This is a genomic window from Pseudomonas sp. ef1, from assembly GCF_007293365.2.
GTDB classification, from domain to species: domain Bacteria; phylum Pseudomonadota; class Gammaproteobacteria; order Pseudomonadales; family Pseudomonadaceae; genus Aquipseudomonas; species Aquipseudomonas siliginis.
The window spans coordinates 3,340,237-3,363,913 of record NZ_CM129815.1; the positions used below are offsets into that span (position 1 = coordinate 3,340,237).

Annotated in this window: 21 protein-coding genes; 14 read left to right on the forward strand and 7 right to left on the reverse strand. The window is 60.2% G+C overall.

Annotated features, from left to right (window positions below):
* Positions 1–117: 117 nt before the first annotated feature.
* Together FEE99_RS15110 and gloB are read right to left on the reverse strand one after the other, a co-directional pair.
* Positions 118–1,581 (reverse strand): transglycosylase SLT domain-containing protein, encoded by a 1,464-nt coding sequence (locus tag FEE99_RS15110; protein ID WP_041480626.1) that lies wholly within the window; start codon positions 1,579–1,581, stop codon positions 118–120.
* A 99-nt stretch (positions 1,582–1,680) separates the two neighbouring features.
* Complete coding sequence (gloB, locus tag FEE99_RS15115; RefSeq protein WP_041480643.1) at positions 1,681–2,448, reverse strand: hydroxyacylglutathione hydrolase; 768 nt, start codon at positions 2,446–2,448, stop codon at positions 1,681–1,683.
* A gap of 66 nt (positions 2,449–2,514) precedes the next feature.
* On the opposite strand from gloB, the gene FEE99_RS15120 reads away from it, so the two are divergent.
* The 4 genes from FEE99_RS15120 (at position 2,515) to FEE99_RS15135 (ending at position 5,753) form a co-directional block, all read left to right on the forward strand.
* Positions 2,515–3,273 carry a class I SAM-dependent methyltransferase gene (locus FEE99_RS15120; protein WP_041480625.1) on the forward strand — a complete coding sequence of 253 codons (759 nt, stop codon included), beginning with the start codon at positions 2,515–2,517 and terminating at the stop codon, positions 3,271–3,273.
* A 90-nt stretch (positions 3,274–3,363) separates the two neighbouring features.
* Positions 3,364–3,834 carry a ribonuclease HI gene (gene rnhA / locus FEE99_RS15125; protein ID WP_007910572.1) on the forward strand — a complete coding sequence of 157 codons (471 nt, stop codon included), beginning with the start codon at positions 3,364–3,366 and terminating at the stop codon, positions 3,832–3,834.
* Between the two features lie 213 nt (positions 3,835–4,047).
* Complete coding sequence (gene dnaQ / locus FEE99_RS15130) at positions 4,048–4,806, forward strand: DNA polymerase III subunit epsilon (RefSeq protein ID WP_041480624.1); 759 nt, start codon at positions 4,048–4,050, stop codon at positions 4,804–4,806.
* Positions 4,807–5,138: 332 nt separating this feature from the next.
* Positions 5,139–5,753 carry a GNAT family N-acetyltransferase gene (locus tag FEE99_RS15135; protein ID WP_016774208.1) on the forward strand — a complete coding sequence of 205 codons (615 nt, stop codon included), beginning with the start codon at positions 5,139–5,141 and terminating at the stop codon, positions 5,751–5,753.
* On the opposite strand, the gene FEE99_RS15140 is transcribed toward FEE99_RS15135, so the two are convergent.
* On the reverse strand, positions 5,719–6,612 hold the full coding sequence (locus FEE99_RS15140) for a LysR substrate-binding domain-containing protein (RefSeq protein WP_041480623.1): 894 nt from the start codon (positions 6,610–6,612) through the stop codon (positions 5,719–5,721). The genes FEE99_RS15135 and FEE99_RS15140 overlap by 35 nt on opposite strands.
* Positions 6,613–6,697: 85 nt before the next feature.
* On the reverse strand, positions 6,698–6,928 hold the full coding sequence (locus FEE99_RS15145; protein ID WP_041480622.1) for a hypothetical protein: 231 nt from the start codon (positions 6,926–6,928) through the stop codon (positions 6,698–6,700).
* A 183-nt stretch (positions 6,929–7,111) separates the two neighbouring features.
* Here FEE99_RS15145 and FEE99_RS15150 point away from each other — a divergent pair, with 183 nt between their 5' ends.
* Both FEE99_RS15150 and FEE99_RS15155 read left to right on the forward strand, forming a co-directional pair.
* Positions 7,112–7,669, forward strand: coding sequence for an NADPH-dependent FMN reductase (locus FEE99_RS15150; protein WP_024012496.1), 558 nt, complete (start codon positions 7,112–7,114; stop codon positions 7,667–7,669).
* 149 nt (positions 7,670–7,818) lie between these two features.
* On the forward strand, positions 7,819–9,102 hold the full coding sequence (locus FEE99_RS15155; RefSeq protein WP_041480621.1) for an arsenic transporter: 1,284 nt from the start codon (positions 7,819–7,821) through the stop codon (positions 9,100–9,102).
* 111 nt (positions 9,103–9,213) lie between these two features.
* Here the strand turns inward: FEE99_RS15155 and FEE99_RS15160 are convergent, their stop codons facing one another.
* Positions 9,214–10,164, reverse strand: a complete 951-nt coding sequence (locus FEE99_RS15160; RefSeq protein ID WP_041480620.1) for a DUF1853 family protein — start codon at positions 10,162–10,164, stop codon at positions 9,214–9,216.
* Between the two features lie 114 nt (positions 10,165–10,278).
* Here FEE99_RS15160 and FEE99_RS15165 point away from each other — a divergent pair, with 114 nt between their 5' ends.
* From FEE99_RS15165 to pepN, 6 genes are read left to right on the forward strand one after another with little or no spacing between them, the layout of a single operon-like run.
* A complete protein-coding gene (locus FEE99_RS15165) occupies positions 10,279–11,169 on the forward strand; it encodes an NAD(+) kinase (protein ID WP_041480619.1) in 891 nt (296 codons plus the stop codon).
* Positions 11,169–12,140, forward strand: a complete 972-nt coding sequence (locus tag FEE99_RS15170) for a metallophosphoesterase (protein WP_041480618.1) — start codon at positions 11,169–11,171, stop codon at positions 12,138–12,140. Before FEE99_RS15165 ends, FEE99_RS15170 begins: the two co-directional genes overlap by 1 nt.
* On the forward strand, positions 12,137–13,006 hold the full coding sequence (locus FEE99_RS15175; protein ID WP_041480617.1) for a rhomboid family intramembrane serine protease: 870 nt from the start codon (positions 12,137–12,139) through the stop codon (positions 13,004–13,006). Before FEE99_RS15170 ends, FEE99_RS15175 begins: the two co-directional genes overlap by 4 nt.
* Before the next feature lie 34 nt (positions 13,007–13,040).
* Positions 13,041–13,301 (forward strand): YeaC family protein, encoded by a 261-nt coding sequence (locus FEE99_RS15180; RefSeq protein ID WP_016774215.1) that lies wholly within the window; start codon positions 13,041–13,043, stop codon positions 13,299–13,301.
* Entirely contained in the window at positions 13,298–14,128 is an 831-nt protein-coding gene (locus tag FEE99_RS15185; protein ID WP_041480616.1) for a DUF2797 domain-containing protein, read from the forward strand. Before FEE99_RS15180 ends, FEE99_RS15185 begins: the two co-directional genes overlap by 4 nt.
* 10 nt (positions 14,129–14,138) lie before the next feature.
* The gene (pepN, locus tag FEE99_RS15190; RefSeq protein WP_041480615.1) at positions 14,139–16,796 is read left to right on the forward strand and encodes an aminopeptidase N; all 2,658 of its coding nucleotides are present in this window, start codon (positions 14,139–14,141) and stop codon (positions 16,794–16,796) included.
* Positions 16,797–16,982: 186 nt separating this feature from the next.
* Here the strand turns inward: pepN and katG are convergent, their stop codons facing one another.
* Positions 16,983–19,259, reverse strand: coding sequence for a catalase/peroxidase HPI (gene katG / locus FEE99_RS15195; RefSeq protein ID WP_041480614.1), 2,277 nt, complete (start codon positions 19,257–19,259; stop codon positions 16,983–16,985).
* A 260-nt stretch (positions 19,260–19,519) separates the two neighbouring features.
* On the opposite strand from katG, the gene FEE99_RS15200 reads away from it, so the two are divergent.
* On the forward strand, positions 19,520–19,948 hold the full coding sequence (locus FEE99_RS15200) for a hypothetical protein (RefSeq protein WP_041480613.1): 429 nt from the start codon (positions 19,520–19,522) through the stop codon (positions 19,946–19,948).
* A 9-nt stretch (positions 19,949–19,957) separates the two neighbouring features.
* Here FEE99_RS15200 and FEE99_RS15205 read toward each other — a convergent pair whose 3' ends face one another.
* Positions 19,958–22,168 (reverse strand): LTA synthase family protein, encoded by a 2,211-nt coding sequence (locus FEE99_RS15205; RefSeq protein ID WP_041480642.1) that lies wholly within the window; start codon positions 22,166–22,168, stop codon positions 19,958–19,960.
* Between the two features lie 328 nt (positions 22,169–22,496).
* Here FEE99_RS15205 and FEE99_RS15210 point away from each other — a divergent pair, with 328 nt between their 5' ends.
* Positions 22,497–23,513, forward strand: a complete 1,017-nt coding sequence (locus tag FEE99_RS15210) for an ABC transporter substrate-binding protein (protein ID WP_041480612.1) — start codon at positions 22,497–22,499, stop codon at positions 23,511–23,513.
* Positions 23,514–23,677 lie beyond the last annotated feature (164 nt).

Here is a 23,677-nt window from a genome sequence, read left to right on the forward strand (position 1 = left end):
TGTCCCCGGTCTAATTTGTAAAGGATGTACCGGTCTCTACAGTGAGGGGGATGGATCTAAAGCACACCACAAAAACTTCATCCAAAAAAAGCCCCTGAAATATCAGGGGCTCTTCAATCAGTGCGGCTGATAAACCGTAAGCATCTGCCCAGGCTTGAGTGCCTTGCCCGCACCCGGGTTCCAACGCTTGAGATGTTGCATCTCGACGTTGAACCGCTTGGCCACCACATACAGGGTGTCGCCGCGCTTGACCTTGTACTGGGTCTGCTGCTTGCTCTCGTCCTTGCCTTTGGTCTTGGTATTCGCCGCGACCACGGTGTTGACCCGGCCGGACTTGCGCGCCGGGGCACGCTTGGTGTTGTCCTGCATGACCAGGGTCTGGCCGACCTTGAGATTCTTGCCGGTCAGCTTGTTCCAGCGCTGCAGATCCTTGACTTCGACCTTGTTGGCCTTGGCGATGGAGCCGAGGTTGTCGCCACGCTTGACCCGATAAGCACGTTTGAGCTGCGCCACTTCCGACGGATCGGCGCCTTCGAACACCGGTTTCAGCGAGCGCGGGCTGATCAGTTCGTCCGGGCGCATGGTCTGCAGACTGGCGGTCAGCAGTTGCGCCTTGGACGTCGGCACCAGCAAGTGCTGCGGACCGTCGATGGTGGTGCGCTGTTTGAACGCGGGGTTGAGCTGGAACAGTTCGTCTTCATCGATGTTCGCCACCGCAGCGACCTTGGACAGGTCCATGCGCTGGTTGATTTCGACGACCTGGAAGTACGGTTCGTTGGCGATCGGGTTGAGGTTGACGCCGTAGGCTTCAGGCGCCAGTACCACTTGTGACAGTGCCAGCAACTTCGGCACATAGGCCTGGGTTTCCGCCGGCAGTGGCAGGTTCCAGTAGTCGGTGGGCAGGCCGAGCTTTTCGTTGCGCTCGATCGCCCGGCTTACGGTGCCTTCACCAGCGTTGTAGGCTGCCAGCGCCAGCAGCCAGTCGCCGTTGAACATGTCGTGCAGGCGGGTCAGGTAATCCATCGCGGCCGTGGTCGAGGCGGTAATGTCGCGACGACCATCATAAAAACGCGTCTGGCGCAGGTTGAAATAACGCCCGGTGGACGGAATGAACTGCCACAGGCCCACCGCATCGGCGCGGGAATAGGCCATCGGGTTGTACGCGCTCTCGATCACCGGCAGCAGGGCCAGTTCCAGCGGCATGTTGCGCTCTTCGAGGCGTTCGACAATGTAATGAATGTAGAGGCTGCCGCGTTCACCGGCATTCTCGAGGAAGGAGGGGTTACTGGCGAACCACAGGCGTTGTTGCTCGATGCGCGGATTGACGCCAAGGCCTTCCTGCAACTGGAAGCCCTGACGCATGCGTTCCCAGATGTCCTGGGGCGCCACGGGAGTGGGCTTCTCGGTCAGCCAGATCGGCTTCTGCTTGGCTCGCGCAGCAATGTTCGGCGTATGCGTCGCTTCAGTCTGCGGAGCGTGGCTGGAGCAACCCGCCAGCGTGGCGGACACAGCCACCGCGATGGCTTGCGCCAGGCGGGTCAAAGCATCTGAATTGACGGACTTACGTATGGATGACGACATTGGCTGGAAGTAAGTTCCGGGCAAAAATGTCGGGCGATTCTAGAAAGCGCACCCCCTGCGGTCAACCATTGAGAATTTTTGTCCCGGCCGGCGCGCTTGTCAGAACTTGTCTTTCCATGCCCGCAGAGCCGCAAATACCTCGCTCGGCGCCCGGTTTTGAGCGCCTTCCCGTTCGTCCACTTTTTGTGTAACCAATGTTTCAGAAGTGCGTAAAAACGGATTGGTAAGCTTTTCCAGAGCCAGAGTCGACGGCAACGTCATCACGCCGTTCTGCCGTTGCTGCGTGACCTTTTCCAGACGGGCGGCGACTTCCGGGTTGCCCGGCTCGACGGCGGCGGCAAATTTCAGATTGCTCAAGGTGTATTCATGGGTGCAGTAGACCAGCGTATCTTCCGGCAGGGCCGCAAGACGGCTGAGCGAGCGGTACATCTGCTCGGGTGTGCCTTCGAACAACCGGCCGCAACCGGCGGCGAACAGGGTGTCGCCGCAGAACAGCAGGCCATGGTGGTAATAGGCGATGTGCCCCAGGGTGTGACCGGGCACCGCATAGACGTCGAAGTCCCAGCCGAGCACGCTGACGCTGTCGTTGTCCTTGAGCGCTACGTCGCGCGCCGGGATGCTTTCGCTGGCCGGGCCGTAGACCTTGGCGCCGGTCGCGGCTTTCAGGCGCTCGACGCCGCCGACATGGTCATGGTGATGGTGAGTGATCAGAATATCGCTGAGCACCCAGCCCGGATGCGCGTCAAGCCACGCCTGCACCGGGGCGGCGTCGCCCGGATCAACCACCGCGCAGCGCTGGGTCTGATGATCCTGTAACAACCAGATGTAGTTGTCGGTGAACGCGGGCAGGGCACTGATCTGTATCATCGTCGGAATTCGCCAAGCAGAAAACATTGGCGCATCTTAGTAGTTCCTGGCGCGTTGGAGAATGACATGACCGATAAAGCGTTCGCTCAGGCCGATCCCGACTGGCTGGCATTGATCAGCGCCGCCCGCGAATGGCTGTCGGGGCCGCTCGGGCAATTTCTGCTGGATGAAGAGCGGCGCATGCTCGATGACGAGCTCGGCCGCTTCTTCGGCGGTTATCTGGTGCATTACGGGCCGTCCGCCGAAACCCCGCCGGCCGCGCCGCAAGTGCAGCGCAACGTGCGTCTCGGCGCACCGTTGCCCGGAGTCGAGATCGTTTGCGAAGAGCAGGCCTGGCCGTTGAGCGAGCACGCCGCCGACGTGGTGGTGATGCAGCATGGCCTGGATTTCTGCCTGTCGCCCCACGGTTTGCTGCGTGAAGCAGCGAGCAGTGTGCGCCCCGGCGGGCATCTGCTGATCATCGGCATCAACCCCTGGAGCACTTGGGGGCTGCGGCATTTCTTCGCCAATGATGCCCTGCGCAAGGCGCGCTGCATCTCGCCGTCGCGGGTCGCCGACTGGCTCAATCTGCTGGGCTTCGCGCTGGAGAAACGCCGCTTCGGATGCTATCGTCCGCCGCTCGCGTCACCCAAGTGGCAGAACCGTCTGGCCGGCTGGGAACGCAAGGCCGGTGACTGGCAATTGTCTGGCGGCGGCTTCTATCTGCTGGTGGCGCGCAAGATCGTGGTGGGGCTCAGGCCGTTGCGCCAGGAACGCCGCGAGCCGATGGGCAAGCTGATTCCGCTGCCGATGGCCAAGGTCAACCGCCGCCGCATCGAACCGTAAATCTTCTTTTATTTGTGGCCGGGCTTGTCCCGGCCGCGGTCATTGTCGATCCGCGATTGGCAGGACAGGCATTTTTCTGGAAAGACTGGCATGAGCGAAAGCGTGGAAAGCGTCGACACCGTAGAACTGTTCACCGACGGTGCCTGCAAGGGCAACCCCGGTCCCGGCGGCTGGGGCGCGCTGCTGGTGTGCAAGGGCGTCGAAAAGGAACTGTGGGGCGGCGAGGCCAACACCACCAACAATCGCATGGAGCTGCTCGGCGCGATTCGTGGCCTGGAAGCGCTCAAGCGCCCCTGCGAAGTGCTGCTGGTCACCGACTCGCAATACGTGATGAAAGGCATCAACGAGTGGATGGCCAACTGGAAGAAGCGCGGCTGGAAAACGGCTGCGAAAGAGCCGGTGAAGAATGCCGATCTGTGGAAAGAGCTGGACGAGCAGGTCAACCGCCACAAAGTCACCTGGAAATGGGTGCGCGGGCACATTGGCCATCACGGTAACGAGCGGGCTGACCAACTGGCCAACCGTGGCGTTGACGAAGTGCGTGGTTACAAGCAGAGCTGATTTCGCTTCTAACCGTGGCGTGGCCGTTCGCGAGCAGGCTCGCTGCCACATTGGAATGCACTCCCCTGTAGGAGCTGCCGAAGGCTGCGATCTTTTGATCTTGTTGTGGGAAAAATCAAAAGATCGCAGCCTTCGGCAGCTCCTACAGGGTTCGAGTCCAGCGTGTTAACATCCGCGCCTTTGCATGATTGACCCGTTGAGAGCTGAGCACTGATGGCCACCAGATCCGTTGTACTCGATACCGAAACCACCGGCATGCCGGTGACCGATGGTCACCGGATCATTGAAATCGGTTGCGTCGAACTGATCGGTCGGCGCCTGACGGGCCGGCATTTCCACGTTTATCTGCAACCGGATCGCGAGAGCGACGAAGGCGCGATCGGTGTGCATGGCATTACCAACGAATTCCTCGTCGGCAAGCCGCGCTTTGCCGAAGTTGCCGATGAGTTCTTCGAGTTCATCCAGGGCGCGCAACTGATCATCCACAACGCGGCGTTCGACGTTGGCTTCATCAACAACGAATTTGCCTTGATGGGCCAGCACGATCGCGCCGATATCACCCAGCATTGCACCATCCTCGATACCCTGATGATGGCCCGGGAACGTCACCCGGGGCAGCGCAACAGCCTCGACGCGTTGTGCAAACGTTACGGCGTCGACAACTCCGGCCGTGAACTGCACGGCGCCTTGCTCGACTCGGAGATTCTCGCCGACGTCTACCTGACCATGACCGGCGGCCAGACCAGCCTGTCGCTGGCTGGCAACGCGTCTGACGGCAATGGCACGGGCGAGGGCGCCGACAACTCGGCTACCGAAATCCGCCGCCTGCCGGTCGATCGCCAGCCAGCACGCATCATCCGGGCGACCGAAGAAGAACTGGCGGCGCATCTGGTGCGGCTGGAAATCATCGCCAAATCGGCGGGAGCGCCGGCGTTGTGGACGCAGATTGCCGAGGCTGATGCGCAGGTCTGAAACCTGAAGATCAAAGATCAAAGATCAAAGATCAAAGATCAAAGATCAAAGATCAAAAGATCGCAGCCTTCGGCAGCTCCTACAGGGATTGCATCCCATAGTAGGGACCAGGAAGGCAGCGATTTTTTGCATTTGGCGACATGGAGCCAAGTTGCCACTCTCGCCACATTCGTCGCAACCCTCTACCCTGAGTGCACTGGTCAGGTGCAAATCTGCCGCCTCAGGACACTGAGTCTCATGTACAAAGAGTTGAAATTTGCGCTGGCAATCATCCATCGCGACGGTAAGGTCGACACCGTCGGCTGCGTCAAGGAATGAGGACTTTTCCCAGTATGCAACCGGTCATGAATCCGAAATACCCAGGGTTGTCGGTGCGTGTAGCCGACGAAGGTTTTGCGCCGTATATCTGGGGCAGCGACTTCAGTTTCGAGGTCGCTGCCTACGGCGCTGCCGTGATCGGCAAGCCGGTCGAGCAGTGGCCGGTGACGCCAATCGTGCCGTACCGCAAGTGCTACGGCATCGATCCCGAAGAATTCAGCGCCTTTCACAACGCGCCCGACAGTGCGATTTTCATGGCGTACCTGGACGACGAGCCGGTCGGTCACCTGGTGATCAGCACCAACTGGAACGGCTTTGCCCACATCGATGAACTGGCGGTGCACGCCCCGGCCCGCCGCCACGGTGTGGCCAAGGCGTTGCTCGATGTCGCGCAGTTCTGGAGTCGCAAGAAGAAGCTGCCGGGCATCATGCTCGAAACCCAGAACAACAATCTCGGCGCCTGTCGTCTGTATGAGCGTTGCGGTTATGTGATCGGCGGCATCGACCAGTTACGCTATCGCGGCATCGATCCGCATACCGCTGAAGTCGCGTTGTTCTGGTATCGCCTGTTCGATAATCCGCTGGAAAAACCACTCAGCTCGACAACATCGCCTCGGCTTGTTCCGTGACGATCGCCAGCAAGGTCTGAATCGCCGCCGACGGCGCGGCATGTTTGAAGGTCAGGGCGTAGAGGCTGATCGGCACCGCCGGTGACAATGGGCAGACGTCCAGGCCACCGGCGCGGGCGCCCAGAGCGGTGAACGGATCGACGATGGCCAGACCTTCGCCGGCCTCGACCATGCTGCGCATCATCTGATGGGTCTGCACGCGGGTCTGAATGCTCGGTGCCGGGCGCAAGGCCTGAAGTTTGTTTTCCAGCGCCGGGCTCAGTGGATCCTGACCTTCGAGACCGACCATGGCCTGACCGGCCAGATCCACTAGGGAAATGTATTTCTGTTTCGGCTGCAGCCAGCCGTGCGGAGCGAGCAATTGCAGCTTGCCCTGGGCCAGCGGCTGGCAGTGGATATCGGGGTGTTCGGGATCGTGCAGGCTCAGGCCCAGATCGCTTTCGCGCAATAACAGGCTGCGGACGATGTCGCGAGTCGGCGCGCTGAGCAGGCTGCAAGGTGCGTCCGGCAAGCGCCGACGCAGAGTCGCAAGGCTTTGTGGCAGTAATTGTTGAGCCAGCGGCGGGGTGCCGATGATGCGCAGGGGTGGGGCGAGGTATTGCTTGAGGCTGCTGGCCAGACGCTGCACCGGCTCAAGCGCCTCATAAACGTGTGCGATTTCCACTTGCAGGGCGCGCGCTTCGGGGGTCGATTGCAGGCGACCGCGAACGCTGGCGAACAGCATGAACCCCAACTGACTCTCGGCTTCGCGCAAACGCTCTTCGACCTCGGTCACCGGCAGTTGCAGCCATTCGGCGGCGGTGCCCAGGTGACCGGTCTGCAAGAGCGCCTGAATCACTTCGATGTGGCGTAAACGCATGCGTGAAGTCCATGTTCAGCAGGTGGGGTCAGACGCTGAATCCTACCCCAAGTCCGCTCGCATGACTTCTGCTCATAATGCAGGGTTATGAAGCAACGGTTGGCTCGGGTTCGCGGATCAGGGTAATGCCTGATTGAACCAGGAGAAACTCGCTGTCACTGACCTTGTTGACCCGATCGCCAATGGCGAGTTTGTAAATGGGCTCCGAGCCAGTGGATCCGTCTGCAGACGGGTTCGATTCCTGGAATTCATGCACGGAATAAACGCGGCCTTCCGCATCTCTTGCATGAAACTGACCGACGAGTACTGCTGCCATCTGCTTAGAACCTCTGGAGATAAAACGCTTGATTTGCGGCTTTGTAGACCGTCAGCAAGCTCGGTAAGTTTTCCTACATGAAAAAAATATTCCTCGCGCAGGAAAAACCAATGACCACTGGTGAAAATGTCACTGGATCATCTATAACTAGCGACTCTTCCCACGGACCATCGAGAGTCATCCATGAGCAATGTCTACAACGTCGCTGTAGTGGTCGGCAGCCTGCGCAAAGCATCGATCAATCGCAAAGTCGCACTGGCCCTCGCCGAACTGGCACCGGCCAATCTCAAGCTCGAGATTGTCGAAATCGGTGAACTGCCGCTGTACAACGAAGACATCGACGGCGCTTCTCCGCCGGCAGCCTACAGCACTTTCCGTCAGAAAGTGGCGTCATCCGACGCGGTGCTGTTTGTCACCCCCGAGTACAACCGCTCGATCCCGGCACCGTTGAAGAACGCCATCGACGTTGGTTCGCGCCCTTATGGCCAGAGCGCGTGGAGTGGCAAACCCGGCGCGGTGATCAGCGTATCGCCAGGCGCCATCGGCGGCTTCGGCGCCAACCAGCACCTGCGCCAGACCTTCGTTTTCCTCGATATCCATTGCCTGCAACAGCCGGAAGCCTACCTGGGCGGCGCCGGTAACGCGTTCGACGAAGCGGGCAAACTGAGCGACTCGGTGAAGCCGTTCCTGCAAAAATTCATCGATGCTTACGGCCAGTTCGTAGAGCAACACAAGAAATAAACTTACCGAAACTCACTGTGGGAGCGAGCCTGCTCGCGAAGGCGGACTGTCAGATAACAATTTCACGTCTGACACACCGCTTTCGCGAGCAGGCTCGCTCCCACATTTGTTCGATTTCCACCCGTTTCGCTATTTGAAGGCTTCTGCGAATGCTCGCTGCGTCACTGATTTTCCTGCTGACCATCACCCTCGTCATCTGGCAACCCAAAGGTCTCGGCGTCGGCTGGAGTGCAACGTTGGGCGCCGTGCTGGCGTTGATTTTTGGCGTCGTTCACCTCACGGATATCCCGCTGGTCTGGCAGATTATCTGGAATGCGACCGGCACCTTCGTCGCGCTGATCATCATCAGCCTGTTGCTCGACGAGGCTGGCTTCTTTAATTGGGCAGCGCTGCACGTGGCGCGTTGGGGGCGGGGCAGTGGGCGCAAATTGTTTGCCTTCATGGTGCTGCTCGGCGCGCTGGTCTCGGCGCTGTTCGCCAATGACGGCGCGGCGCTGATTCTCACGCCGATCGTGATTTCAATGCTGCTGGCGCTGCGCTTTTCGCCAGCGGCGACTCTGGCCTTCGTCATGGGCGCCGGGTTTATCGCCGATACGGCGAGCCTGCCGCTGGTGGTGTCGAACCTGGTCAACATCGTTTCCGCGGACTTCTTCCATATCGGCTTCAACCGCTATGCCGCAGTGATGGTGCCGGTGAACTTCGTCAGCGTGGCGGCGACGTTGGGCATGTTGCTGTGGTTTTTCCGTCGCGACATCCCGACGGCTTACGACCCGGAACAACTGGAAAACCCGCACACCGCGATTCACGACAAAGCGACGTTCTATGCCGGTTGGGCAGTGCTGGTGATCCTGTTGATCGGCTGCTTCGCCCTGGAACCGCTGGGCATTCCGATCAGCGCGATTTCGGCGGTGTGCGCCGCGCTGCTACTGGGCATCGCTGCGCGCGGCCACAAAATCTCCACGCGCAAAGTGATGAAAGAGGCGCCGTGGCAGATCGTGATTTTCTCGCTGGGCATGTACCTGGTGGTGTACGGCCTGCGCAATGCCGGACTCACCAGTTACCTCGCCGGGTGGCTGGACGTATTCGCCGGTCACGGCGTGTGGGGCGCGGCCATGGGCACCGGGGTGCTGACGGCGCTACTGTCGTCGATCATGAACAATCTACCAACGGTACTGATCGGCTTGCTGTCGATCGACGCCAGTCAGGCCAGCGGCGTGATCAAAGAAGCGATGATCTACGCCAACGTGATCGGTAGCGACCTGGGGCCGAAGATCACTCCGATCGGCAGCCTGGCGACCTTGCTGTGGCTGCACGTGCTGGAGCGCAAAGGCATCCATATCGGCTGGGGCTATTACTTCCGTGTCGGGATTGTGCTGACGGTGCCGGTGTTGCTGGTGACGTTGGCGGCATTGGCGGTGCGGCTTTCGCTGTAGACCGGGGTGGGCCCCTTCGCTGGCAAGCCAGCTCCCACAGGATTTGTATTCACCGCGAAACCTGTGGGAGCTGGCTTGCCAGCGAAGGGGCCAGTTCAGGTACTACAAATCTCAGGTTTGGCCGGGGACATTCGGCCAAAGATCCGCCACCAGAAACAACCGCTCCGCCTCTTCCCATTCGCCCTGGGCATTCTCGGTCAGGCGTACCATCAACTGCGCCGGGGCCAGTACTGGCAGGTCTGCCAGCCACAAACGCAAGTGCTCATCTGTCCAGACCTGATCCGCCGGGTAATGCGCCGGCGCCAGCCACGCATGGCGGGGCAGGGGTTGCCAGCGGCCCGGCGGGCGTTGCGCGACAAACGCCGGCCAGTCCCTCTGATGCAGCCAACTGCCACGCAGATGTTGCGGATGCGCGCCGTTCGGTGAGTCGGCCTGCCCCGGCCACGGATACAGCAGATAACCGCCCAGCCACAGCTGCGCGCTGAACGTTTCGATATCCAGTGCCGCGAGCACCTCGCGGCTTTCCGGGCGCGCCGAGATCGGCAATTGATGCTCGGCCAGATGTGCCAGTTTGCGATCCAGCCGGTCATGACAACCCGGCCCCAGCCACTGCGCGGGATCGCGGCCATCGCCATCCTGCGGGCCAAGGTAGAGCTTGATCGCCAGTTCCAGATGATGCACGCCGTCGCGGTCACGCAGCAGCATGTCGAGTTCGCCGAGGGTGTGCCCAGCGCGGCGGATTGGCAGGTTGGCGGCGATCAGTTCGATGCCCGGCGCATGCGAGACGGCGAACTGCCAAAGACGCTCGTAATACAGACCCAGACGCCGGGTGCGCGCCTGCGACAGCCATTGCAGCAGGCCGTAACTGTCGCGGTCGAGCTGGTGCAGCCAATGTTCGAGGCGCTGCGGGTCGTGCACCCAGTCGCTGCCGGCAAGCGGATGGCGCTGGGGCCACGGCGTGGCGGCGAGCATCGGCGGGGCGAGGATCACCCACGCCAGGTCCCGCACTTCGGGATGGCGTAATCGATGGGGCAACTGCAACAAATCGGGAAACAGGATCATCTTGCGAGCATAGCCTTAAACCTGAGCGCACCCTTGAGGCTGAAAGGATTTTGTCTATCTGGCGCTTTCGCCCATAATCGGGTTTTCGCGTTTTCGATTGTCCGCAGAGGTCCCATGGAGCAATTTCGTAATATCGGCATCATCGGTCGCCTGGGCAGTTCCCAGGTGCTGGATACCGTCCGCCGACTGAAACGCTTTCTGCTCGACCGTCACCTGCATGTGATCCTCGAAGACACCATCGCTGAAGTCCTGCCCGGCCATGGCCTGCAAACCTCGTCGCGCAAGATGCTCGGCGAAGTTTGTGACATGGTCATCGTCGTCGGCGGTGACGGCAGCCTGCTCGGCGCCGCGCGGGCGCTGGCCAGACACAATATTCCGGTGCTGGGCATCAACCGTGGCAGCCTCGGCTTCCTCACCGATATTCGCCCCGACGAGCTGGAAATCAAGGTCGCCGAAGTGCTCGACGGCCACTATCTGGTAGAAAACCGTTTCCTGCTGCAAGCCGAAGTGCGTCGCCATGGCGAGGCCATCGGCCAGGGCGATGCGCTCAACGACGTGGTGCTGCACCCGGGCAAATCGACGCGGATGATCGAATTCGAGCTGTATATCGACGGCCAGTTCGTCTGCAGCCAGAAGGCCGACGGCCTGATCGTCGCGACGCCCACCGGCTCCACCGCCTATGCGTTGTCCGCCGGCGGGCCGATCATGCATCCCAAGCTCGACGCTATTGTGATTGTGCCGATGTACCCCCATACCTTGTCGGGACGGCCGATCGTGGTCGATGGCAACAGTGAGCTGAAAATCGTCGTGTCCAAAGATATGCAGATCTACCCGCAGGTGTCCTGCGACGGGCAGAACCACTTCACCTGCGCACCGGGCGACACCATTACCGTGAGCAAGAAAGCGCAGAAGCTGCGCCTGATTCATCCGCTCGATCACAATTACTACGAGGTGTGCCGCACCAAGCTTGGCTGGGGCAGCAAGCTGGGGGGCGGAGGCGACTGATGCTCGATCCCGCGCGCAGTTACGACCTGATCGGTGACGTGCACGGATGCGCCATGACCCTCGAACACTTGCTGGACCGTCTCGGTTATCACAAGCAGGGCGGGGTCTGGCGGCATCCGTCACGCATGGCGGTGTTCGTCGGCGACATCATCGACCGTGGCCCGCGTATTCGCGAGGCATTGCACATCGTCCACGACATGGTCGAGGCGGGGCAGGCGCTGTGCATCATGGGCAACCACGAATTCAATGCGCTCGGCTGGGTCACCCCGGCGCCACCGGGCAGCGGCAAGCAGTTCGTGCGCGAACATACCAAACGCCACGCACGGCTGTTGCAGGAAACCCTGAGCCAATTCGAGGACCATCCCGGTGACTGGCATGACTTCCAGCAGTGGTTCTACGAGCTGCCGCTGTTCGTCGATGCCGGGCGGTTTCGCGTCGTCCATGCATGCTGGGATGCCGGGCTGATCGAGCCGCTGCGGGCGCTGTTCCCCAATGGCTGCGTCGATGAGCATTTCCTCCAGGCCTCGGCGGTGCCCGGCAGCTTCGCTTGCACCGTGTTCGACCGCTTGCTGCGCGGCACCGACATGCGCCTGCCGGGTGGCCTGACCATGACCAGCGGCGACGGTCTGGTGCGTTCGTTCTTCCGCACCAAGTTCTGGGAGGACGACCCGAAAACCTACGGCGACATCGTGTTCCAGCCCGATGCACTGCCCGAACCTGTCGCGCAGACGCCGCTGACGTCCACTGAAAAGAATTCCTTGCTGCGCTACGGCGTCGACGAGCCGTTGCTGTTCGTCGGCCACTACTGGCGCAGCGGCCAACCGGCGCCGATCCGCCCGAACCTCGCGTGCCTGGATTACAGTGCCGTGCTCTACGGCAAACTGGTGGCCTATCGTCTGGACCAGGAAACGCGCCTGGATCCGCAAAAATTTGTCTGGGTCGATGTCGAGCGGCCGGAGGTGCTGCAATGAATGCGGTAGCGGTATTGCGCCTGCCGTTGGCGGTGGATCTGAGCGGTTTTGTCAAACTGCTGCAACGCATGCAAGTGCCCCATCGCGTCAGCGAAGAGGCGGGCGAACAGGTGCTGTGGGCGCCAGAGGAAATCAGCGAGGACGTGCGTTCCTTGTACGAGCGCTTCCCGGCCGGCGACCCGGATCAACAACTGGACATTCCCGTAGGCCAGACCTTCAAACGACCGAGTTTTGCCGAACAGCTGAAACACGCCAAAGCCACCGGGTTCATTCTGCTGTTGAGCCTGATCGTCGGCGGTCTGACCTTCCTCGGCGAAAACCTGGAAACGCTGCGCTGGCTGACCTTCCTCGATTTTCGCGTGATCGGTGAGTACATCCACTTCACGCCGCTGGCCGACAGTCTGGCGGCGGGGCAGTGGTGGCGGCTGGTCACGCCGATGCTGATCCACTTCGGCATCCTCCATCTGGCCATGAACGGTATGTGGTACTGGGAGCTGGGGCGGCGCATCGAGTCGCGCCAGGGCAGCATCAACCTGATCGGCCTGACGCTGCTGTTCAGTCTGGTGTCCAACTACGGGCAGTTCGTCTGGAGCGGCCCGAGCCTGTTTGGTGGGCTGTCCGGCGTGCTTTACGGGTTGCTCGGGCATTGCTGGATCTTCCAGTTGCTGGCGCCGAACCCGGCCTATCGTTTGCCGCGCGGCGTGCTGGTGATGATGCTGGTGTGGCTGGTGGTGTGCATGTCCGGGCTGATCTCGCTGATCGGTTTCGGCCAGATCGCCAACGCCGCGCACCTGAGCGGGTTACTCATCGGATGCTTTACCGGTTTGTTGGGCGGTTTGTATAACCGCCGTAAACTGGCCGCCTAACATTTTTGTTTCAGCAAAGAGCACGGAGACCCTGATGTCCTCTTTCAACGACATGATCAACAACATCACCCCGGACATCTACGAAAGCCTGAAACTGGCCGTGGAAATCGGCAAATGGTCCGACGGCAACAAACTCACTGCCGAACAGCGCGAGCTGTCGTTGCAGGCGATGATTGCCTGGGAAATCCAGAACCTGCCGGAAGACCAGCGCACTGGCTACATGGGCCCGCAAGAATGTGCGTCGAAGTCGATCGAAGTGCCGAACATCCTGTTCAAGTCGGATGCCATCCATTGATCGAGATTGGCCGCGGTGCAATCAGTAAAATGTCGACGCGTCTGGACGGGTCGAACGTGCAGTACGCGTTTCGTCTGGATGACGTCGAGGTGCCGGTCAATCCGTTGATCGGCAGCGCGCTACGTCTGGAATTTTTGGGGGCGATCCACTGCACCCATTGCGGGCGCAAGACCAAAACCAGTTTCAGTCAGGGTTATTGCTACCCGTGCATGACCAAACTGGCGCAGTGCGACCTGTGCATCATGAGTCCGGAGCGCTGCCACTTCGACGCCGGCACCTGCCGCGATCCGGAGTGGGGCGAGAAATTCTGCATGACCGACCATGTGGTTTACCTGGCCAATTCGTCAGGCATCAAGGTTGGCATCACCCGTGCTACGCAGTTGCCGACCCGCTGGCTCGACCAGGGCGCGAGTCAGGCGCTGCCGATCATGCGTGTATCGACACGCCAGCAATCGGGGTTTGTCGAAGACCTCTTCCGCAGCCAGGTGGCGGACAAGACCAACTGGCGCGCGCTGCTCAAAGGTGATGCGGCGGCGGTGGATCTGCCCCAGGTGCGCGATCAGTTGTTCGAAAGCTGCGCCGAAGGCCTGCAAGGGTTGCAGGAGCGATTCGGCCTACAGGCGATTCAGACGATTGCCGATGTCGAACCGCTGGAAATCCGCTATCCCGTCGAGCAATACCCGGCGAAAATCGTCAGCTTCAACCTGGACAAGAACCCGATTGCCGAAGGCACGCTGCTGGGGATCAAGGGCCAGTACCTGATCTTCGACACCGGCGTGATCAACATTCGTAAATACACGGCTTACCAGCTCGCCGTGCATCAATAAGGATTCCAGCATGCGCACCGAACAACCGAAGATGATTTACCTCAAGGACTATCAGGCGCCCGAGTACCTGATCGACGAAACGCACCTGACCTTCGAGTTGTTCGAGGACCACAGCCTGGTTCACGCGCAACTGGTGATGCGCCGTAATCCTGAACGTGGCGCCGGCCTGCCGCCGCTGGTGCTCGACGGCCAGCAACTTGAGCTGCTGTCGGTGACGCTGGCGGATCAGGAGCTGAGCGCCGCTGACTATCAAGTCTCGGACAGCCACCTGACCCTGCAACCGACCAGTGAAACCTTCACCCTCGACACCAGCGTCCGCATCCATCCGGAAACCAATACCGCGCTGGAAGGCCTGTACAAGTCCGGCACGATGTTCTGCACCCAGTGCGAGGCCGAAGGCTTCCGCAAGATCACCTATTACCTCGACCGCCCGGACGTGATGAGCAAGTTCACCACCACCGTCGTGGCCGAACAGCACAGCTACCCGGTGTTGCTCTCCAACGGTAACCCGATCGCTTCCGGCCCCGGCGAAGACGGCCGGCACTGGGCGACCTGGGAAGATCCGTTCAAGAAACCGGCGTACCTGTTTGCGCTGGTCGCCGGTGATCTGTGGTGCGTCGAAGACACTTTCACAACCATGAGCCAGCGCAACGTCGCGCTGCGCATTTACGTCGAGCCGGAAAACATCGACAAGTGCCAGCACGCGATGAACAGCCTGAAGAAATCCATGCGCTGGGACGAAGAGGTCTACGGTCGCGAGTACGATCTGGACATCTTCATGATCGTCGCGGTCAACGATTTCAACATGGGCGCGATGGAGAACAAGGGCCTCAACATTTTCAACTCCAGCGCCGTGCTGGCCCGCGCCGAAACCGCGACCGACGCCGCGCACCAGCGGGTCGAGGCGATCGTCGCCCACGAATACTTCCACAACTGGTCGGGCAACCGCGTGACCTGCCGTGACTGGTTCCAGTTGTCGCTCAAGGAAGGCTTCACGGTGTTCCGCGATGCCGGTTTCTCCTCGGACATGAACTCGGCGACGGTCAAGCGCATTCAGGACGTGGCGTACCTGCGTACTCACCAGTTCGCCGAAGATGCCGGGCCGATGGCCCACGCCGTGCGTCCGGACAGCTTCATCGAGATTTCCAACTTCTACACCCTGACCGTGTACGAAAAGGGTTCGGAAGTGGTCGGCATGATCCACACCCTGCTGGGCGCCGAGGGCTTCCGTAAGGGCAGCGATCTGTATTTCGAACGCCACGACGGTCAGGCCGTGACCTGCGACGACTTCGTCAAGGCCATGGAAGATGCCAATGGCGTTGATCTCAGCCAGTTCAAGCGCTGGTACAGCCAGGCCGGCACACCGCGTCTGGCCGTCAGCGAGTCCTACGACGCTGCGGCGAAAACCTACAGCCTGACCTTCCGCCAGAGCTGCCCGCCGACCCCGGACAAGGTGGAAAAACTGCCGTTCGTGATTCCGGTCGAGCTCGGGCTGCTTGATAGCCAGGGCAACGAAATCGCCCTGCGTCTGGCTGGGGAAGCTTCGGCACAAGGCACCACTCGGGTGATCTCGGTGACCGACGCCGAGCAGACCTTCACTTTCGTCGACATCAACGAACAGCCGCTGCCGTCGCTGCTGCGTGGCTTCTCGGCGCCAGTGAAACTGAGCTTCCCGTACAACCGCGATCAACTGATGTTCCTGATGCAGCACGACAGCGACGGTTTCAATCGCTGGGATGCCGGTCAGCAACTGTCGGTGCAAGTGCTTCAAGAGTTGATCGGCCAACATCAGAAAGGCGAGAGCCTGAAGCTCGATCCGCGTCTGGTGTCGGCGCTGCGCACGGTGCTGTCCGACGAGTCGCTGGATCAGGCGATGGTTGCCGAAATGCTCTCGCTGCCGGGTGAGGCCTATCTCACCGAGATCAGCGAAGTGGCCGACGTCGAGGCGATTCATGTCGCGCGCGAATTCGCCCGCAAGCAACTCTCCGAAGGTTTGTTCGAAGCGCTGTGGCTGCGTTATCAGGCCAACCGCGACCTCTCGAAGAAGACTCCATACGTGGCCGAGGCCGAGCACTTCGCCCGTCGCGCATTGCAGAATATCGCCCTGTCGTACCTGATGCTCAGCGGCAAGCCGGAAGTGTTGGCGGCGGCGCTGGAGCAATTCGAGGCTGCCGACAACATGACCGAGCGCCTGACCGCGCTGGCGGTGCTGGTCAACTCGCCGTTCGAAGAGCAGAAGGCCCTGGCTTTGGCCAGCTTCGCCGAGCACTTCAAGGACAATCCGCTGGTCATGGACCAGTGGTTCAGCGTGCAGGCTGGTAGCACCTTGCCGGGCGGTTTGGCGCGGGTGAAGGCGTTGATGCAGCACCCGGCGTTCAACATCAAGAACCCGAACAAGGTGCGGGCACTGATCGGCGCGTTCGCCGGGCAGAACCTGATCAACTTCCACGCGGCGGACGGTTCCGGTTATCGCTTCCTTGCCGATCTGGTGATCGAACTGAACGGTTTCAACCCACAGATCGCCTCACGTCAATTGGCACCGCTGACCCGCTGGCGCAAATACGACAGCGCGCGTCAGGCGTTGATGAAGGCTGAATTGGAGCGGATTCTGGCGTCCGGGGCGCTGTCCAGTGATGTGTATGAAGTGGTGAGCAAAAGCCTGGCGTAACGCTGATAAATGTTGGGGCGTTTAATTGATCGTTCCCATGCTCTGCGTGGGAATGCCTCTCTCGACGCTCTGCATCGACTTTGGGACGCAGAGCGTCCCTTGCTGCATTCCCACGCAGAGCATGGGAACGATCAAGACACAAAAATGCCGCTCAACGAGCGGCATTTTCATTGGCACAACAAACAGCTATTTGCGCAGGTCAAACCGATCCAGATTCATCACCTTCGTCCAGGCCTTGACGAAATCGTTGACGAATTGCGCCTTCGCGTCGGAACTGGCGTACACCTCGGCCAAGGCGCGCAATTGCGCATTCGAGCCGAACACCAGATCCACTCGAGTCGCCGTCCACTTTGGCGCCCCGGTCTTGCGGTCACGGCCTTCAAACTCATCGGCATCCCGTGACGTTGGGGTCCACTCAACTCCCATGTCCAGCAGGTGGGTGAAGAAGTCGTTGCTCAGCGTTTCGGTTTTATCGGTGAACACGCCATGCCGGGTCTGGCCAACATTGGTGTTCAATACCCGCAAACCACCCAGCAGCACGGTCATTTCCGGTGCGGTGAGAGTCAGCAACTGGGCCTTGTCGATCAGCAGCGTTTCCGCCGCAACCGTGTATTTGCCTTTGCTGTAATTACGGAAGCCATCGGCGATCGGTTCGAGGAAGCCGAACGATTCGACATCGGTCTGCTCCTGCGAAGCATCGACGCGGCCAGGTGAAAACGGCACCGACACTGAATGCCCGGCGTTCTGCGCGGCTTTTTCCACTCCGGCATTACCGGCCAGGACGATCAGGTCCGCCAGCGAGATTTTCTTGCCACCGGCGGCGCCGTTGTTGAACTCGCTCTGAATGCTTTCCAGCGTGCTCAGCACTTTGTCCAGTTGTTCGGGCTGGTTGGCCTGCCAGAACTTCTGCGGGGCCAGACGCAAGCGTCCGCCGTTGGCGCCACCGCGCTTGTCCGAACCGCGGAAGGTCGATGCTGCAGCCCACGCGGTCGAAACCAGTTGCGACACTGACAACCCTGAAGCCAGTACCTTGTTTTTCAGCGCCGTGGCGTCGCTGTCATCGATAAGCGGGTGCGTCACATCGGGCAGCGGGTCTTGCCAGAGCAGCTCCTCTTGCGGCATTTCCGGGCCGAGGTAGCGAGAGAGCGGACCCATGTCACGATGGATCAGCTTGTACCAGGCGCGGGCAAATGCGTCGGCGAGCTGATCGGGATTGGCCAGGAAACGCCGGGAAATCTGCTCGTATGCAGGATCGAAGCGCAACGCCAGGTCGGAGGTGAGCATGGTCGGCGAGAGCTTCTTGTTCGGATCGTGAGCGTGGGGAACGGTGCCTGCACCCGCGCCGTTTTTCGGTTGCCACTGATTGGCGCCCGCCGGGCTTTTGGTCAGCTCCCACTCGAAGCCGAACAGGTTTTCCAGATAGTTGTTGCTCCACTGCGTTGGCGTGGTGGTCCAGGTCACTTCCAGACCACTGGTGATGGTGTCGGCGCCTTTACCGGTGCCGAAGGCGTTTTTCCAGCCCAGACCCTGTTGCTCAAGGCCAGCCGCTTCCGGTTCGGGACCGACATTGTCAGCCGGGCCGGCGCCATGGGTCTTGCCGAACGCGTGGCCGCCGGCGATCAGCGCCACGGTTTCTTCGTCGTTCATGGCCATGCGGCCGAAGGTTTCGCGAATGTCCTTGGCCGAGGCCACCGGATCCGGGTTGCCTTCCGGGCCTTCAGGGTTGACGTAGATCAGGCCCATCTGCACGGCGGCGAGGGGATTTTCCAGATTGCGTTCGCCCTGATCGGTGCGGCTTTCTTCACGGCCATGCAAATCGGGCTCAGCCACCAGCGTGCCGTCACCGGGCTCTTGCACTGGGCCATTGCTCTTGCCGTAACGGTTGTCGCCGCCCAGCCACTCGGTTTCCGAGCCCCAGTACACATCTTCATCCGGTTCCCAGACATCGGTGCGGCCCCCGGAAAAACCGAAGGTCTTGAAGCCCATGGACTCCAGCGCGACGTTGCCGGTGAGCACGATCAGGTCGGCCCAGGAAATATTGCGCCCGTATTTCTGCTTGATCGGCCACAGCAGGCGGCGGGCCTTGTCGAGGCTGACGTTGTCCGGCCAGCTGTTGAGAGGGGCGAAGCGTTGCTGACCGGAGCCGGCGCCGCCACGGCCATCGGCGGTGCGATAGGTCCCGGCGCTGTGCCAGGCCATGCGCACGAACAGCGGGCCGTAGTGGCCAAAGTCGGCCGGCCACCAGTCCTGGGAGTCAGTCATCAGCGCTCTGATGTCTTGTTTCAGCGCCTGAAAATCGAGGCTTTTGAAGGCTTTGGCGTAGTCGAAGTCCTGGCCCAGCGGATCGGACTTGGGGGAATGCTGGCTGAGGATTTTCAGATTGAGTTGATTCGGCCACCAGTCACGGTTCGTCGTACCGCCGCCGGCGGCGTGGTTGAACGGGCATTTCGATTCGTTTGCCATGTTCGGATCCCTATCAGGTCTGCGGCCGGCTCGTGCCGACTTCGGACTGGTAAGGCTAGACCCGAGTTGGCAAGTCGGCTAATAGCCGCAGTCTTGGCAGGCGATAGGCAGGCTCTCTTGCTAGCGCGATATCGTGATGAAAAAGCAGCGTTATTTCGAAGCGATCTTAAAAACTGTCAGCTTTGACAGTGGTTGATACCACGCAATCCCAATACGTTGGAGTCAACGCAACGTCACCTTTACCTCAAGGGAATATCGACATGTATCAGGACAAAACAAGTGACCTTATGAACAAACGAAATGCTACCGGTAGCTTCGTCGCGTTTCTCGATGACGATAAATTTCTGGAGAGCAAGTTATGTGTTTATGCAGAGACCGAGACGGAATTTATCATCATCGGAACTGAAGATTTTATAAACACGGTCGATTTGTCTGTGCCGAATGCGTTGGAGGGCGATGGTCCTCACACAGTGATTTTTCCAACCATGGGACGGTATTGGAAGGTTGTGATCAATCATTTTGACCAACCTATTATTGAGGGTGAACTCATCGTCACCTTTTCCAATTTTCGCAAAACCGTAACAGGCACTTTTGCTCTGGATCTGGGACAAGCCGGGAAAGTGACAGGCAATTTCGATCTTACACTCGTTACCCCGAAGCAAAGTGACAGGCGAGCGCAGCCGTTATAAATAAAGACGTCAACTCGATTGCGCGGTGTCGTCCTCGGGCACGTCATCAAGAATGTCATCCTGCCCAGGCAGTTCAGTGATCACGCTGAAGTCCGATACTTCAACCGCGCCATTGCCGTAGCCCAGCAAATGAAACGAGAAGGCTTTGCGCGGCTGCGGGTTTTCAAAGCTGAAATCCATCTCCAGCGGCTGATCCGCCGTGGCGACCATTTCTGCTGGCAGGCCCAGTTGCACGTCCTGTTCAAACTCCTTGGCCTTGAGCTGAATGTACGCCGCCTGCTGCGGATCGACCGAGCGCACGGTCAGGCGCACGCGGGTGTGCGAGCCTTTGGGCATTTCCAGGTATTGCGCGCCGATCAGGTTGTCGGCCCAGTCATCCTTTATCTGCGCTTGCAGAGGGATGATGTTGTTGCTGCCGAACTGGTAGCGATGATTGAGCGGTGTGCGCAGCAAGGACAGGTCCAGCGCATCGGCGCGCGCGGCGATCTGCCGGGCCGGGTGGCCGCTGTAGGTGCCTTTGTATGTGGCACTTTCGGCGATGAAACCGGTGCTTTGGTAATAGCGGCAGCGGCGCGGCAGGTCGCATTCGGAGAAGATGCCCTGACCGTTGTGGTAACGCAGTTTGCCGTTGGTGAACGACATGATCTCGCGCCCGGAATCGTAGTCGCGAAACAGCGACCGCCCGCTCAGCGCAGTCGGCACCGGCAGGTCGAAATAGTCGAGGATCGAGGTGCTCAGATCGACGTGGCCGTAGACCCCGGCATTCAGACGCGGCAGTTGCGCCTGCTCCGGTGCCAGCGTCAGGTTGAAACCCCACGAGGAGGCCAGCCGCACGCCGTCGATGCCATGGGATTCATCCGAGGTGATCACCACCAGTGTGTCCTTGAGAACGCCCTGGCGCTCCAGCCCTGAAAGAAACTGATCCAGCGCATCGTCGAGATAACCGACGGCAGCCTGCTTGGGCGTCTCATAACGCTGCAGATAATCCTCCGGTGCGGAGTAGGGCTGATGGGTGCCGACCGTCAGCAGAGTCAACATCCACGGCTGCTTTTGCTTTTTCAACTGGCCGACGTAATCCAGCGCACCTTCGAAAAATGCCCTGTCATCCTTGCCCCACGGGAACTCCAGATAGTTGCTGTTGCTGAACCATTCCAGGCCGTGGGTCGCATCGAAACCGATGTGCGGCATGATCTTGTCTTTGGCCATGAAGCGCAGGCCTGCGCCCTGCAAATAATGAGTGCTGAAGCCGTGTTCGCGCAGCTGCGCGGGCAGGCAGGCCTGATTGCGCTCGTTGAGGGTGAGCATTTCCACGCCTTTGGGCGTGCCGTTGTTGAGCTTGTCGTAGTCACCGCACAGCATGGCGTACAGACCGCGAATGGTCTGATGGGTGTGCAGCACGTAATCCGGAGTGTTCATGCCGCGCTCGGCCCAGCGGCTGAGGTTGGGCATCAGGTCTTCCTGGTAATGACTGCCGATCGCTTCGCGGTTGGCGCGGATGTAGGCGCCGGGAATGCCTTCCAGGGCAATGATCAGCACATTGCGCGCCTGACCCGGCGCGGCCAGCAGCTTCTGGCCATTGAGGTCGACGTCGGTGAGCCCGGCCATCGCCGGTGTCGGTTCTTCGACGTCGCCGTCCAGCCACTCCTCGGCCTGGATCTGCAAGTCGGCCACTTCGCTGGCGAGCAATTGATGCGGCAGGTTGTACAGGCGCCAGGCGTCGCCGTCATTCGGCCACAGGTTTAGCGCGCCCCAGTGCGCGGCGAACAAAACGATCGGCGCGGCCCAGGCAGCGCGCGGCAATGCCGGCCGAGCCAGGCCGCGCCCTATAAATTGGGCCAGCAGCCAGAAAACCAACGCAACCAGCAAAGCAATGGCCAGGGCAGGGTGCGCAAGTCCGCCGCCAGTGGAGTTCTCGACGAACTGCGGGTCGATCAGGTAGTGAACATCCGAAGGCGTCGGCAGACGACCCACGGCGCTGACCAATTCTGCCGTGGCGACCGCCAGCAGCGCCCAGAACACCAGCACCGGCAAGGCCAGCCACCCTGCGCGACGATGCAGTGCTACTACCAGCAGACTGCCGACGGCCAGATCTGACATGAAGCCCAGCGGTGTCAACCAGCCCAGCGCCGCACGCAGGCACACCGGCACGATCAATACCAGAACGATGAGAGAAAGAAGGCGGGCATTCGACCGCCGCAGCCAGTTGAAAAGAGCGCTCACAAAAAAGGCCTGCATGTCATCAAAGGGTCAAAAAAGTGTGGGTGATGATACCAAGGACAGGCGGGCTGATCGGCTTTTTAAACCTGCGGCTGGCGATCCTTTAAATGTCGTGGACCCAGATCGGGCACGGGTTCTGGTCGTATTGCGGCTTTACAGTCAGCGCAGTTTTTTGTTTCAGACTGTTGTAAGTCCGTCCGCCTCTCGCGATATCCACGTAACAGACAGCAAACCGCTCAGTGCTATCGATATGCGATAAAGATATTTAATTTCAATTTTTTATAGCTATAAAGTCAGGCCTTTCAGCCCATCCCCATGCTGCGAGGTTGTCATGGCCACACCGTTCAAACGTTCTGCGCTGACTCTGTTGGCCGCTACTCTGGCAGCGGGTGCGCTGTTCAGCAGTGGCGCCCAGGCCGAGGGCAAAATCAGCATCGCCCAGCAATTCGGCATCGGTTACCTGATTCTCGACGTCGTGCGAGATCAAAAGTTGATCGAGAAACACGGTAAGGCTCAAGGCCTGGAGATCAAGGTCGACTGGAACAGCATTTCCGGCGCCACCGCCATGAATGAGGCGCTGCTCACCGGAGCGCTGGACGTCGTCTCGGCCGGCGTGCCGCCAATGCTCACTGTGTGGGACCGCACCAAGGGCAAACAGAACGTCAAAGCCATTGCCGCGCTGGGCTCGATGCCCAATTACCTGCTGACCAACAACCCGAACATCAAAACCCTCAAGGACTTCAGCGACAAGGACCGTATCGCCGTGCCGGCCGCAGGCGTGGGTTTTCAGTCGCGCACCCTGCAAATTGAAACCGCGAAAGAATTCGGTGATGACCAGTTCAAGAAATTCGATAACATTTCAGTCAGCCTGCCGCACCCGGACGCCACCGCTGCGCTGATCGCCGGCGGCTCGGAAATCAATTCGCATTTCTCCAGCCCACCGTTTCAGTACCAGGCTCTGCAAAACCCCAACGTGCACAAGGTGCTGAGTTCCTACGACATCCTCGGCGGCCCGGCGACGTTCAACGTGCTCTACACCACGGAAAAATTCCACGACGAAAACCCGAAAACCTACAAGGCGTTCTACGACGCACTGGCCGAAGCCGAGCAGATCATCAAAGCCGACAAGCCCGCCGCTGCCCAAGCCTACATCCGCGTCGAACAATCGAAATTGCCGCTGGCTCTGGTCGAGCAAATCGTCAAAGACCCGGAAATCGACTTCACCGTCGTACCGCAACGCACGTTTATATATGCCGAGAAATTGCAGGAACTGGGTGTGTTGAAAAACAAGGCGGCGAGCTGGAAGGATTACTTCTTTGAAGAGGCGCATGGTGGCGCGGGGAGTTGAGGGAATGGGCATCACCCAGAATTAATGTGGGAGCGAGCCTGCTCGCGAAAGCGGAGTTTCAGCCACAGATGAGTTGACTGACCTGACGCCTTCGCGAGCAAGCTCGCTCCCACAGGTTTAGCGGCTTAAACCCTCTTCCGGGCAAAAAAACGGGGCGGCCCGAT

What these genes read in the sequence shown, in the direction of transcription:
- FEE99_RS15110 (WP_041480626.1), bottom strand. Translation starts at nt 1,581, where the DNA reads ATGTCGTCATCCATACGTAAGTCCGTCAATTCAGATGCTTTGACCCGC.
- gloB (WP_041480643.1), bottom strand. Translation starts at nt 2,448, where the DNA reads ATGATACAGATCAGTGCCCTGCCCGCGTTCACCGACAACTACATCTGG.
- FEE99_RS15120 (WP_041480625.1), top strand. Translation starts at nt 2,515, where the DNA reads ATGACCGATAAAGCGTTCGCTCAGGCCGATCCCGACTGGCTGGCATTG.
- rnhA (WP_007910572.1), top strand. Translation starts at nt 3,364, where the DNA reads ATGAGCGAAAGCGTGGAAAGCGTCGACACCGTAGAACTGTTCACCGAC.
- dnaQ (WP_041480624.1), top strand. Translation starts at nt 4,048, where the DNA reads ATGGCCACCAGATCCGTTGTACTCGATACCGAAACCACCGGCATGCCG.
- FEE99_RS15135 (WP_016774208.1), top strand. Translation starts at nt 5,139, where the DNA reads ATGCAACCGGTCATGAATCCGAAATACCCAGGGTTGTCGGTGCGTGTA.
- FEE99_RS15140 (WP_041480623.1), bottom strand. Translation starts at nt 6,612, where the DNA reads ATGCGTTTACGCCACATCGAAGTGATTCAGGCGCTCTTGCAGACCGGT.
- FEE99_RS15145 (WP_041480622.1), bottom strand. Translation starts at nt 6,928, where the DNA reads ATGGCAGCAGTACTCGTCGGTCAGTTTCATGCAAGAGATGCGGAAGGC.
- FEE99_RS15150 (WP_024012496.1), top strand. Translation starts at nt 7,112, where the DNA reads ATGAGCAATGTCTACAACGTCGCTGTAGTGGTCGGCAGCCTGCGCAAA.
- FEE99_RS15155 (WP_041480621.1), top strand. Translation starts at nt 7,819, where the DNA reads ATGCTCGCTGCGTCACTGATTTTCCTGCTGACCATCACCCTCGTCATC.
- FEE99_RS15160 (WP_041480620.1), bottom strand. Translation starts at nt 10,164, where the DNA reads ATGATCCTGTTTCCCGATTTGTTGCAGTTGCCCCATCGATTACGCCAT.
- FEE99_RS15165 (WP_041480619.1), top strand. Translation starts at nt 10,279, where the DNA reads ATGGAGCAATTTCGTAATATCGGCATCATCGGTCGCCTGGGCAGTTCC.
- FEE99_RS15170 (WP_041480618.1), top strand. Translation starts at nt 11,169, where the DNA reads ATGCTCGATCCCGCGCGCAGTTACGACCTGATCGGTGACGTGCACGGA.
- FEE99_RS15175 (WP_041480617.1), top strand. Translation starts at nt 12,137, where the DNA reads ATGAATGCGGTAGCGGTATTGCGCCTGCCGTTGGCGGTGGATCTGAGC.
- FEE99_RS15180 (WP_016774215.1), top strand. Translation starts at nt 13,041, where the DNA reads ATGTCCTCTTTCAACGACATGATCAACAACATCACCCCGGACATCTAC.
- pepN (WP_041480615.1), top strand. Translation starts at nt 14,139, where the DNA reads ATGCGCACCGAACAACCGAAGATGATTTACCTCAAGGACTATCAGGCG.
- katG (WP_041480614.1), bottom strand. Translation starts at nt 19,259, where the DNA reads ATGGCAAACGAATCGAAATGCCCGTTCAACCACGCCGCCGGCGGCGGT.
- FEE99_RS15200 (WP_041480613.1), top strand. Translation starts at nt 19,520, where the DNA reads ATGTATCAGGACAAAACAAGTGACCTTATGAACAAACGAAATGCTACC.
- FEE99_RS15210 (WP_041480612.1), top strand. Translation starts at nt 22,497, where the DNA reads ATGGCCACACCGTTCAAACGTTCTGCGCTGACTCTGTTGGCCGCTACT.